This window comes from Alcaligenes sp. NLF5-7, assembly GCF_024266725.1.
GTDB classification, from domain to species: domain Bacteria; phylum Pseudomonadota; class Gammaproteobacteria; order Burkholderiales; family Burkholderiaceae_B; genus Alcaligenes; species Alcaligenes phenolicus.
Genome location: NZ_CP100755.1, coordinates 4,224,056 through 4,236,427, shown reverse-complemented (window position 1 = coordinate 4,236,427; position 12,372 = coordinate 4,224,056). Strand labels below are relative to the sequence as shown.

Sequence of the window (12,372 nt, the reverse complement as noted above, 5' to 3'; positions counted from 1 at the left end):
GTTTTTCTTGCTTGAGACTGATCAGTCCTCGCGACGCAGGTGCGGGAACAGGATCACGTCACGGATAGCAGGGCTATCGGTCAGCAACATGACCAGTCGGTCGATACCGATACCGCAGCCGCCTGTAGGAGGCATACCGTATTCCAGTGCACGGATGTAGTCCGCGTCATAGAACATGGCTTCTTCGTCGCCAGCGTCCTTGGCCTGAACCTGGGCCTGGAAACGTGCGGCCTGATCTTCAGGATCGTTCAACTCCGAGAAACCATTGGCAATTTCGCGACCAGTAATGAACAGCTCAAAGCGCTCGGTAATGCCTTCCTGGGTGTCCGAAGCGCGTGCCAGTGGCGACACTTCCACGGGGTAGTCCACGATGAAGGTAGGGTGCCACAGCTTGGATTCTGCTGTTTCTTCAAACAGAGCCAGTTGCAAGGCACCCAGACCGGCATCGCGCAGTGGGGGTGAGTTCACGTCCACTTTCAGGCGAGCCAGCTCAGTGCGCAGGAATTGGATATCTTCCAGCTGTTCGATCTGGTAGGACGGAGCGTACTTCATGATGGCGCCGGTAATGGTCAGGCGATCAAAAGGCAGGCTCAGATCCAGCTCGCGTTCCTGGTATTGCAGGGTGGCGGTGCCACGGGCGCTGATAGCGGCTTCGCGTATCAGGTTTTCGGTGAAGTCCATCAGCCACTGGTAATCCGTATAGGCCGCGTAGAACTCCATCATGGTGAATTCAGGGTTGTGACGAGGGCTGACGCCTTCGTTACGGAAGTTGCGGTTGATCTCGAATACGCGCTCGAAACCGCCCACGATCAAACGCTTCAGGTACAGCTCGGGAGCAATACGCAGGTACATTTCCATGTCCAGCGCATTGTGGTGCGTAATGAAGGGTTTGGCCGATGCGCCACCCGGAATGGGGTGCAGCATGGGGGTTTCCACTTCCAGGAAGTTGGCCTGGGCCATGTGCTGGCGCAAGCTGCTCATGACCTTGCTGCGGGCCAGGAAGGTTTGACGGGTGTCTTCACCCATGATCAGGTCTACGTAGCGCTGACGGTACTTCAATTCCTGGTCAGCCAGACCGTGGAATTTGTCGGGCAGGGGGCGCAGGGACTTGGCCAGCAGGCGCACGCTGGAAGCATGTACGGACAGCTCGCCCTTATTGGTTTTGAAGACTGTGCCTTCCACGGCCAGGATGTCACCGATATCCCAGCCCTTGAATTCCGCGTAGTTTTCTTCGCCCAGTGCGGCTTTGTCCAGGTAGATCTGGATGCGGCCGGAAGCATCTTGCAGTGTGGCAAAACTGGCTTTACCCATGACACGCTTGAGCATCATGCGGCCAGCTACTTTCACGACTTTATTGGTTGCAGCCAGGGCATCCTTGTCCTGCTCGCCGTACTGGCTGTGCAGCTCGGCAGCGTGAGCGTCAGGGCGAAAATCGTTGGGGTAGGCGATGCCGTTTTCGCGCAGGCGGTCCAGTTTGGAACGACGCTCGGCGATCAGGCGGTTTTCGTCTACGACGGGGGCGGAAGTGTCTAGCGGTTCAGTCATTGTGTCAGTACTTATTCGTAGTGGCGGATGTCATCCAGGACGTGCTGGCCAAAATCCGGGCTGTTCAGGTGGCGCAAAATGCGCTCGGCCGTATCGTCCGGGCTGCTTAGCTGACCTTGTTGATGCAGGTCGATAAAGCGGCTCAGGTTCGGGAGCTGGTCGCGGGATTGGCTACGGATATGGCCTTGCATATCGGTATCGATCACGCCAGGGGCCAGAGAGCAAACGGCCAGCTCGGGATTTTCCAGCTTCAGGGTTTGCGTATAAAAATCCAGCGCTGCCTTGCTGCAGCCGTACACGGCCCAGCCCGAGACGGGTTTGCGGCCGGCACCGGAGGATATATTGAGCACCTGGCGTTGGGCATCCTTGGGGGCGCCTTGCAAGAAGGCGGCGGTCAGGCTCATGACACTGGCGACATTCAATTGCAGCGCCTGTGTAATGGCCTGGGCATCGAGCAGGTGGCTGGCCTGCCCAACGGGATCAACCGTGCCCGCATTATTAATGAGGACGTAGCGTTGAGCCTGTGTCTGGCTGATCAAGGCTTGCAGAGCCTTGGCAGCCTGTTGTGCGCCTTCCGCGCTGGCCAGGTCTACTTGCAGATGTTGATGAGCCCCTTGGGGCGCATCCAGTTGCAGTTCGCTGCGGGCCAAAGTGATCAACTGATGGCCAGCGGCCAGTGCCTGACGTGCCAGGGACAAGCCCAGACCGCGAGAGGCACCGCTTAGAACAGTCAGCGTGGAAGCGTGCATATTAAATACCTTGTTTCAGGCTGGCTTGAATAAAGGCATCCAGGTCACCATCCAGAATCTTCTGGGTATTGGAGCTTTCGTAGTTGGTACGCAAGTCCTTGATGCGGCTCTGGTCCAGCACATAGGAACGGATCTGGTGACCCCAACCCACATCGCTCTTGGAGTCTTCCAGTTTTTGCTGCTCGGCCATACGGTTGCGCATTTCCAGCTCGTACAGGCGGGACTTCAGCATTTGCATGGCTTCGGCACGGTTACGGTGCTGCGAGCGGTCGTTCTGACACTGCACCACAATGCCGCTGGGCTCGTGCGTAATACGAACGGCCGAGTCGGTTTTGTTAATGTGCTGACCACCGGCACCACTGGCGCGGTAAGTGTCGATACGCAAGTCGGCCGGGTTGATTTCGACTTCAAAGGAGTCGTCGATTTCCGGGTAGACGAACACGCTGGTGAAAGACGTGTGGCGGCCGTTGGAGGAGTCAAAGGGACTTTTGCGAACCAGACGGTGCACGCCGGTTTCAGTGCGCAGAAAACCGTAGGCGTAATCGCCTTCAATCTTGATGGAGGCCGATTTGATACCCGCCACATCGCCGTCAGACTGTTCCAGGATCTCAGCCTTGAAGCCCTTGTGTTCGGCATAACGCACATACATGCGTAGCAGCATGGAGGCCCAGTCCTGGGCTTCGGTACCACCCGCACCGGCCTGAATATCCATAAAGCAATTCAGCGGGTCGGCAGGGTTGGAGAACATGCGGCGGAATTCCAGCTCTTCAATACGGCTGGCCATGGCGGCACAATCTTCTTCGATGGCGGCGATAGTGGCATCGTCATCGTCCATCGCGGCAAGCTCAAACAGGTCCTGCGAATCTTTCAAACCCGTGTGCAAGGCGTCCAGCACATGCACCACGTTTTCCAGACTTTTCTTTTCGCGGCCCAGATCCTGAGCGTGCTGAGGATCGTTCCAGACGTTGGGATCCTCGAGTTCGGCATTGACTACGTGCAAACGATGAGCTTTGTCATCGTAGTCAAAGATACCTCCGTAAGGCATTTTCCCGCTCCGAATAATCGGCAAGGCGGGCTTCCAGTTGATTAAGTCGTTCCGATTCCATGATTCAGCGGCTTTCCTATATTTGATGTGCCACCCACGCCAGCCAGCAAGGCGGCGCGCGGCAAACTTCCGATTTTACCCTTATCGGAGGTCTATGGCACGTATTGGCCGCTCAGGAACCGGACATTGTGCACGTGGCTGTGCGATAGGCGGACACGGATCGGTAAGAAGGCTGCGTGGGGGCGGCGGGCAGGGCGGGAGCATCGGGCCCGGAAAGATCGCTATCCAGACTGAAATGCGCCACCACCTGGGCCAGCAAAGTGGTTTGCTCCAGCTGCTCCTGAGCGGTGTGGGCGCTGTGTTCAAGCAGTTGGCGGTTGGACTGGCCTTGCTGGTCCAGGCGCATCATGACCTGGTTCACGTAGTCGATATGCGTCGCCTGCTCCTGAGAGGCTTGGGCAATATCGGCCACAATGCTGCGCATTTCATTGACCTTGTGTTGTGTGTTGGCCATGACTTGCGCCATACCTCGGGCGGCAGCCGAGCTTTGCTCGGTTTGTTCGACTGAGCTGGAAATCAGGGTGGAAATCTGTTGCAAGGCGTCGGTGGAGCGCAAAGCCAGGTTGCGCACTTCGGCAGCAACAACCGCAAAGCCATGACCATGGACTCCGGCGCGGGCGGCTTCCACCGCGGCATTCAGGGCCAGGATATTGGTCTGGAAGGCAATGTTGCGGATCAGTTTGGTGATCTCGCTCATTTTGTTCGAGCTGTCGGCAATTGCGTCGATGGTATCGAGCAGGCTGTGTACCGCTTGATTGCCCAGGGCCACCTGGCTGGAGGTGTCTTGCGCCAGATGATCGGCGGTTTGGGCCTGCTCCGCGTTCTGGCGCACGGTGTCAGCCAGTTGATTCATCGCCTTGACGGTCTGATTCAATTCGGTGGATTGGTCCAGAATTTGTTCGCTCAGGTTCTGGCTACCCAGCACAATGGCATGCGAGCCGTCGCGTATCAAGCCGGTTTGTTCGCGGATCTGATGCACCACGGTTTGTACGCCCTGGCCGATGCCATTGAGTGCTGTAAGCAAGGTCCCGAACTCATCATGGCGACGCACGCTGAGCTGCGCATTGAGCTTGCCCTGGGCCAGCTCCTTGGCCAGATTTGCCCCTTGATCCAGTGGCTGCTTGATGGAGCGATACAAGAGGCGTAGAGCAATCGTGCTGGCCATGAAGAACAGGGCCAGTGCCGCTAATGCCAGACTGAACGCACGGTCGCTGCTACGACCAGCCAGATCCAGAGAACTGTCCAGGCGCTCGCTGAACTGGTGTTCGAACTGATCCAGTGTGTTGGTGATCTGGGCGGAGGCTTGAATGTATTGCTGGCTGAACACCAGCACTTTGGCCATCAAGGCATTGGGCAGGGCGATACGGATAGCGCCGTTACCATCTTCAAACTGGCCGCTGGCGGTTTGGATGGCCTCGGACTGAACCTGGCTAAGTGCGAGGGTCTGCTCATAGGCGGAGCGAAGCAGGTCCTGTTCAGCCGGTTCCAGCTCCAGATCCCTGAAGCGGTCCAGCATCGCCAGTGTGACACCATCCTGATCCGCCTGGGCACCCGTAAACACCGCCAGGAGGTGGCGGAAGTTTTCCTGAAATTCGATCTGTTCGCTGGAGACAAACGCGATGGCCTGACGGCTTAGCAATTCGCTGATGCGTTTGAAGTCTTTGCTAAGCGCCGTCGTTTGATGGCGCTGGGCTTCCAGATGCTTGCGCTGTTCGATGCTGCTGCTCAAATGTTGCAGGGCAATCAGCATCAGGATTAGAAACAGGCTCAGAATTGCAAAATAGGCGATGAAGCCGGTTTTGAGCGTCAGTAGTTTTTTCAAGGCGACTCCCACAAGATGTGGGGTGCGCCCGAGCGCTGATGGCTCTTGTCGCACCCCTGTCAGGCGCGCCTATCTTTGCATCTAATTGTGACAGGGGTGTGGCGCTATGTCTTAACGGCGGTGGGGAGTGCGACGAGGGGCAGAGGTCGGCGCGCCAATACGCTTGGGCAGGTGGCGGAAGATAATGCGACCTTTGCTCAGGTCGTAGGGCGACATTTCCAGGGTGACGCTGTCGCCAGCCAGAATACGGATGTGGTGCTTGCGCATTTTACCGCCGGTGTAGGCGATAACGGCGTGACCGTTGTCCAGGGTGACACGAAAGCGCGAGTCAGGCAGGATTTCGGTGACGGAACCTTGCATTTCAAGTAGCTCTTCTTTGGCCATAAATCGGGACTCCTTTAAAAATAATAATTCCCGTCTGGCCTTGCTGGGCGGGACGGGGACGGGCTTGAAAACAAGGCAGACCGACAAACCGGACAAGCGGTGTCTGGAGTCCAGCCTTGCACTAGGCCCATAAAAATCGGGGTGAATCTGTGTCTGTCAGGAATGGTTGGTTCCAGACAGGGTCAGGTGGATCAAATTGAAAACACGCCCGCCGTTCATAGGGGGATCCAGCCGGGGCAGACAAGGTCTGCCTACCTGAAAAACGGGCAAAAACACGAATACTTGCCAGGAACAGGAACCTGTATAACGACGCGCGGGACAGGCCCTTGCGGTTAAAGGTGCTGGTTGTGGTGCCAAGTAATGCACTTGGGGCGCTTGATCGGGTCAAGCTTTATTCCCAAAAGTGGGGGTGTTTCAAGGTCGATTTACCCTGGGTAGCTGCATCTGATGTTGCTAAAGTCAGACGAGCGTGGATGGGATGGGCCAATAAAATTCAATCAGCGCCATGACGTGACAATTGTATGATTATAAATAATATTTATGGATTGGTCAAAGATTGACCAGTTCTCATCGTCACAAGCAGGCAGGTAAAGGCGTAGAGGGCAGAGCATGCTTGCCTATATACTAGGCCAATCGTAACGGCGCAGAGGTGACCTGAGGAGGGATCACATGCGCCGTTGCCGTTTTTTAGGACATGCTTGTGAGCACTCAGAAACTGACCCCTGGCACGACGGCTTTACTGGTTTTACCCACGATCTTGTGGGCAAGTAATGCCATTGTGGGGCGCCTGATTCATGATCAGGTTCCGCCCATTACCCTGAATTTCTTCCGTTGGCTGGTAGCTTTCACCATTCTGCTTTTTGTGGGACGACAAGTGCTGCGACGCGGCAGTAATTTGTGGACCAACTGGAAACGCTACTCGATTCTGGGTTTGCTGGGCATAGGGATCTATAACGCTTTGCAATACCTGGCACTGCAAAGCTCGTCCCCCATTAACGTGACTTTGGTCAACGCCAGCTTGCCGTTCTGGATGCTGGTCATTGGACGCCTGTTCTTCAAATCCACCGTCAATGGGCGTCAGTTGGTGGGTGGCTTGATGTCCTTGCTGGGTGTGGTGCTGGTGCTGACGCGTGCGGACTGGCAGGAGCTGATGGCCTTCCGTTTTGTGCCGGGTGATGTGTACATGGTGATTGCCACTATCGCCTGGGCGATCTATAGCTGGATGCTCAGCACCCGTCGCCATGAGGGTGCAATCGCAGAAACCTGGGCCACTGTAGTGATGGCACAAGTGTTTTTCGGTTTGATCTGGTCTGGTGCTTTTGCCGCCATGGAGTGGCAATTTACCGACTGGCATATCGACTGGTCCTGGGGCTTGTTGCTGGCCATTCTGTATGTGGGGACTGGTCCGGCTCTGATCGCCTTGCGATGCTGGGGGGTGGCTGTTCAGCGAGTGGGCGCTGCCACGGCCGGTTTCTTCGTCAATCTGATGCCTGTATTTGCCGCCTTGATGTCGGTTTTTATTCTGGGCGATACCCCCAAGCTTTACCACGGAGCGGCTTTCTTGCTGATCGTAGGCGGGATTTATGTGTCTTCGCGTAAAAGCTGAGGCTTGAGCGGATGCGGGTGTCTTGCGACACTCTGGATGCAAAAAAAGGGACGCCCGGTAGAGCGTCCCTTTTTACTTTGTGGACTTTGGGTTCAAGTCCTTGCACATGGTTGCAGGTGTTTACTTGCCATCACCCATGCGACGGAAAATTGTCGCGACCAAGGGACCGGAAATATTGTGCCAAACGCTGAAAATAGCGCTGGGCACAGCGGCCAATGGCGAAAAATGGGCGCTGGCCAGGGCAACACCCAGCCCGGAGTTTTGCATACCCACTTCAATAGCCAGCGTCTTGCGCTGTGCTAAAGGCATGCCGCTCAAGCGTGCCAGTACATAGCCCAGGATGTAGCCCAGGGTGTTATGTACAACGACAACCGAGAACACCAACAAGCCACTGGTCGCAATTTTTGGCTGGTTACCCGCGACAACAGCGGCCACGATAGCCACAATGGCCACCACAGATACCAGGGGCAGGGCTGCCACACCGGCTTTGATCTTTTCACCCATCAGGGATTGCACAATAATGCCCAGGGCAATTGGCAGAATCACCACCTGCACAATGGACCAGAACATGGCCGAGGCGCTGACTTCCAGCCATTGGCTGGCCAGGAAGTAAATCAGGGCAGGGGTGACGATAGGAGCCAGCAAGGTGGTGACCGACGTAATGGCAACCGACAGGGCCAGGTCGCCACGGGCCAGAAAAGTCATCACGTTCGACGAGGTGCCACCGGGGCAGCAGCCCACCAGAATCACGCCAATGGCCAATTCGGGTGGCAGGGAAAAGGCGTAGGTCAGAAACCAGGCCAGACCGGGCATGATGATGAATTGTCCCACTACACCAATAGCCACACGGCCAGGGCGCACAAACACCTCTGCAAAGTCCTGGCGCGACAAGGTCAGACCCATACCGAACATGATGATGCCCAGAAGTGGAACAATATAAGCGCCTAACCAGCGGTAGTGGTCGGGAAAGTAATAGGCCAGAACGGCAAACAGTAGAACCCAGATGGCAAAGGTATTGCCAACAAAACGGCTCAGGCGGGCGATAGCCTGCATGATGAAATATCCTTCAAGGAGCACGGCTGGCCGGTGGGCCGGCGCGGTGCGGATTAGTCTGTTACGGGGAGCAGCATGGGTCGGGCCGAGTGTAGGGCCGTCCATCGCAGACCTGCTTAAGGGCTGGCGACACGACTTTCCGATGGGGTGGGATAAAGCGCTGGCAACACGGGGCTGTACGGGCAGATCTGGGTAAGGTCAGGGGTACAGGCGGTGGTGAGCGAAACGGACAACATGGCAGGCCATGTTTTTTATCCTGGAAGGCCGAGCTCGGGCGTATTGTAGACCTTGGCCGCCGTGGTATTTTGATTAGCTGCCTTGCAAATGTGTGTATTAGGAGAGGGTGGGTGAATAGAGCGGGATCACGTCTGGCGGCATACGCCTGTTTGGCCTTGTCCATGTCCTTGGTGGGCAGTTATATCGCCCTGACACGGCCGTTGGTCGCGGCACTGCCGGTGTTCTTGCTGGCCTGGCTGCGCTTTGGCATTGGCGGGATCGCCATGCTGCGCTGGCTGCGCAAACCGGCGACTGAACCCGCACTGGATCTGCGTACCCGTGGCCTGATTTTTCTGGAATCCTTTTTGGGTAATTTCCTGTTCACGCTGTGCATGGTGACAGGCATCAGCATGACCAGTGCGGTCTCTGCTGGCGTTATTTTGTCCGCCATTCCCGGGATGGTGGCCTTGTTCAGCTGGTACTTCCTGAAAGAAAGCATAGGGCCGCGCACCTGGGTGTCACTGGCCCTGGGGATGGGCGGGATTGCCTTATTGGCCCTGGTACAGGAGGACGATCACGGTGTGGATCAGCTGGACCCAGGAAAAATGTGGCTGGGCAATGCGCTGATCTTTTGTGCCGTCCTGTGCGAGTCGGCTTATGCGGTCATAGGCAAGCGCCTGACCGCCGTGCTTAGTCCCAAGCGCATCAGCGCGATTATCAATCTGTGTAGCCTGGCGCTGATTACGCCCCTAGGTTTATACGCCGCCTGGGATTTCGATTTCACGGCACCGGCAGGCTGGATCTGGCCTTTGCTGGTGTTTTATTCCTTGGCCGCCAGCGTCTGGACGGTCTGGCTGTGGATGACGGGAGTGCGTTCCGTACCCGCTTCGCAAGCCGCGGTGTTTATGGTCTTGATGCCCTTGGGTACCGCAGCAGTGGGTGTGCTGGTGCTGGGTGAGAGCTTCACCACCGTGCATGTTTACGCCTTCATTCTGGCTCTGGCGGGCTTGGTGCTGGCGACCTTGCCGACTCGGTCGAAGTCTCAAACGCATTAAGAAGGTTAGGCGCGGGATGGCCGTATTGGGACTGTATTGGATGCGCCTATTACAGAAGCCATGCGTAGCTGGGATGCCAGGGCTGCTTCTATTCAAAGCTAGTCGTAATTAAAAAAAACCGCTGCATAAGCAGCGGTTCCGGGAAAGGGACACTGGGCGATAGCGATAGTGCTTAATCCTGCCCCTGTGCATATTCAATAATAAATTGCACGCTGACGTTCCCGTTCCATTCGTTCTGATCCAGGCGATAGGCGGCTTCGATATTTTCCGGCAGCAAGGTATCGCGGTTGAACCAGATCGCATCGAAGTATTCGCCGTTACGCTCCAGGCTTAGCTTCAAGTGCTTGTTCTTCAGCAAACGCTGCTGGCGTACAAAGAACTTGTCACGAAACACGGGGGCTGGAAACCCTGCGCCCCAGACCTGTTTTTGCAGCAAGCTAGCGACGGTGATATTGATGTGCTCAGGTTCCAGCGAACCGTCGGTTTCAATGACGGGATCAAACTGATAGCGGCCGGTCAGTTCCTGTACGGCCTCTTCAAAGGCCTGCACAAACACATCGTAATTGTCCTCTTCAATCGTCAGGCCGGCCGCCATGGCGTGGCCACCAAACTTCAGAATCAGACCGGGATAGCGTTTGGAGACCAAATCCAGCGCATCGCGCAGGTGTACGTCGGGGATGGAGCGGCCCGAACCTTTGATCTCGCCTTCGTCACCCTGGGCAAACGCCAGGGTAGGGCGCCAGTACTTTTCTTTCAAACGCGAGGCGACCAGGCCGACCACGCCCTGGTGCCATTCGGGGTGGAACACGCACACAGTGGCGCTGGTGTCCGGTTCGGCTAGTTCGGCTGCGCGCAGGGCCTCTTCGCGCATGGACTGCTCAATCGAGCGGCGATCCTGGTTCATGTCCTCCAGTTCGCGAGCCAAATTAGCGGCCTCGTCTTCGTCATCCGTGATCAGGCAGCGTATGCCCAAGGCCATATCGGCCAGTCGACCGGCGGCGTTGATGCGTGGCCCCAGGGCAAAGCCCAGATCAAAGGCGCTGGCCTGCCGCGGGTCACGGCCAGCAACCTGGAACAGGGCGCGCAGCCCAGCCTGCATCTGGCCCTTGCGCATGCGCTCCAGCCCTTGGGTGACGATCAGGCGGTTATTGGCATCCAGGCTGACTACGTCGGCCACGGTCCCCAGGGCGACCAGATCGGCCAGTTCGTTCAGGCGTGGGCCTGCATTGGCCTCATATACCCCGCGCTGACGCAGCTCGGCACGCAAAGCCAGCATCAGGTAAAAAATAACGCCCACACCGGCCAGGTTCTTGGAGGGGAACTCACAGCCGGGCTGATTGGGGTTCACAATCGCCAGGGCATCGGGCAACTCATCGCCGGGCAGGTGGTGGTCTGTGACCAGAACTTTCATGCCCGCCATATGAGCGGCTTCCACACCATCAATACTGGCAATGCCGTTATCCACGGTAATCAGCAGATCCGGTTTGCCCGAGGGATGTTGCTCAGCCAGTTCGACCACGGCGGGCGACAGGCCATAGCCGGTTTCAAAGCGGTTCGGAACCAGAAAGTCCACGACTGCGCCCATGCTGCGCAGCGCGCGCAGGCCGACTGCACAGGCGGTAGCGCCGTCACAGTCGTAGTCGGCAATGATCAGCATGCGGTCCCGGCGGGCAATGGCATCGGCCAGCAAGACGGCGGCTTCACGCGCCTGGGTCAGCATATTGGGCGGAATCATGTTGCGCCAGGCCGGATCGATCTGGGCGGCATCGGTCACACCCCGAGAGGCCAGCAGGCGGGCCATTAAATCGTGAATCCCGGCCTGTTTCAGGGCGTGGCTGGCGGCTTCTTGAACGGGACGGTTTTTCAGGATAGGGGTGACCACCACTGACTCCAGTTAGAGGTTTGTTTGAACAGGGACAGGGGCCAGATGCGGCGCGAGGCGGGACCGACGTGAGCGTAGCGGTCCAGTCCGGTCAGCACCAGTTCTGGCATGGGCCCTGCGGCCAGGGGGGCGAGCACGGTTCGATCCAGCTCGGCCAGTTGTTGTAGCCAAAGCCCCCAGTCTTGTCGTATCAGGCTGTCTTGCAAATCATCAATAATGCGCAGTTCGGCGGGCTCGGGGCCTAATTGCTGACAGGACGCTCCGCCAAACAGCCACAAGCTGTTCACATTGGGCAGACCCGCCTGTTCGCGCTCCTGATTGTCCGGCAGGGAAAAGGCCAGCATTTGAAATTCATTGATAAGACGACGCCAGGGGCGGGTTTGCACATCCTGTGTCCACCAATTATTCAAATTGCTTTGGCTGACCAGTTCTGTGGAGGCCGCTTGCACCGTAAAATCAGCTGGTGGAGTGACACGCAACAAGGCCGGGCTGATGTACTCGAATTGAAAGCCGGTGTCGTCCAGATAAGGGCGAATGGCCTCCAGCAAGGCGCGGCTATAGGACTCAGTCAAGGCTAGTTGCTCGCTGGGTATCAGCATGGCGCCCTCGCGAGAGGGGGCAATGTGCACCAGCTCTGCCAGCCAGACCGGCTGGTCCGGCGCCACCGAGTGGATTTGTTTCAACTGGCGTAGCCGCAAAGGGGCCAGACCTGCGCTAAGATGCTGGGCTTGGTGCGCCGAAAAGCCGTGGGCGTGCAAAAGCCAGGCTTGTGCTGGCGTGCACAGGTCCTCGGACGGGTCGCGTACCGACAGCGTGCCTTTGCCCTGAGTCAGTAACTGAACCAGTGAAGGGGCCGTCTGGGGCAAGTGTTTGATGAGTTCGCGCGCGATGGCCGGTTCCGGCAGCGCACCGTTGATTACGATCTGCATGACAGCGATTGTAGTGTTTTCTTTGA

Annotated in this window: 10 protein-coding genes; 2 read left to right on the top strand and 8 right to left on the bottom strand. The window is 57.3% G+C overall.

Annotated features, from left to right (window positions below; genetic code table 11):
• Window positions 1–21: 21 nt before the first annotated feature.
• The 5 genes from lysS to infA form a co-directional block, all read right to left on the bottom strand.
• Window positions 22–1,545: a lysine--tRNA ligase gene (gene lysS, locus MID00_RS19555; protein WP_009458015.1), complete on the bottom strand. Its 1,524-nt coding sequence runs from the start codon at window positions 1,543–1,545 to the stop codon at window positions 22–24.
• A gap of 11 nt (window positions 1,546–1,556) precedes the next feature.
• A complete protein-coding gene (locus MID00_RS19550; RefSeq protein WP_009458013.1) occupies window positions 1,557–2,294 on the bottom strand; it encodes an SDR family NAD(P)-dependent oxidoreductase in 738 nt (245 codons plus the stop codon).
• 1 nt (window position 2,295) lies between these two features.
• Window positions 2,296–3,400 (bottom strand): peptide chain release factor 2 gene (gene prfB / locus MID00_RS19545; protein WP_115635138.1). Its coding sequence is split into 2 segments (ribosomal slippage): window positions 2,296–3,318 and window positions 3,320–3,400, totalling 1,104 coding nucleotides; the frame shifts between segments, so codons are not numbered across the junction.
• Window positions 3,401–3,511: 111 nt separating this feature from the next.
• Complete coding sequence (locus tag MID00_RS19540; RefSeq protein WP_009458010.1) at window positions 3,512–5,221, bottom strand: methyl-accepting chemotaxis protein; 1,710 nt, start codon at window positions 5,219–5,221, stop codon at window positions 3,512–3,514.
• Window positions 5,222–5,332: 111 nt separating this feature from the next.
• Window positions 5,333–5,605, bottom strand: a complete 273-nt coding sequence (gene infA / locus MID00_RS19535) for a translation initiation factor IF-1 (protein ID WP_009458008.1) — start codon at window positions 5,603–5,605, stop codon at window positions 5,333–5,335.
• Between the two features lie 694 nt (window positions 5,606–6,299).
• On the opposite strand from infA, the gene MID00_RS19530 reads away from it, so the two are divergent.
• Complete coding sequence (locus tag MID00_RS19530; protein ID WP_021446707.1) at window positions 6,300–7,211, top strand: DMT family transporter; 912 nt, start codon at window positions 6,300–6,302, stop codon at window positions 7,209–7,211.
• 120 nt (window positions 7,212–7,331) lie between these two features.
• Here MID00_RS19530 and MID00_RS19525 read toward each other — a convergent pair whose 3' ends face one another.
• Window positions 7,332–8,264, bottom strand: coding sequence for a bile acid:sodium symporter family protein (locus tag MID00_RS19525; RefSeq protein ID WP_021446706.1), 933 nt, complete (start codon window positions 8,262–8,264; stop codon window positions 7,332–7,334).
• Between the two features lie 347 nt (window positions 8,265–8,611).
• Here MID00_RS19525 and MID00_RS19520 point away from each other — a divergent pair, with 347 nt between their 5' ends.
• Window positions 8,612–9,535 (top strand): DMT family transporter, encoded by a 924-nt coding sequence (locus MID00_RS19520; RefSeq protein WP_009457997.1) that lies wholly within the window; start codon window positions 8,612–8,614, stop codon window positions 9,533–9,535.
• 172 nt (window positions 9,536–9,707) lie between these two features.
• On the opposite strand, the gene recJ is transcribed toward MID00_RS19520, so the two are convergent.
• Complete coding sequence (recJ, locus tag MID00_RS19515; protein ID WP_254499387.1) at window positions 9,708–11,417, bottom strand: single-stranded-DNA-specific exonuclease RecJ; 1,710 nt, start codon at window positions 11,415–11,417, stop codon at window positions 9,708–9,710.
• Window positions 11,399–12,346 (bottom strand): hypothetical protein, encoded by a 948-nt coding sequence (locus MID00_RS19510; protein WP_254499386.1) that lies wholly within the window; start codon window positions 12,344–12,346, stop codon window positions 11,399–11,401. Before MID00_RS19510 ends, recJ begins: the two co-directional genes overlap by 19 nt.
• Window positions 12,347–12,372 lie beyond the last annotated feature (26 nt).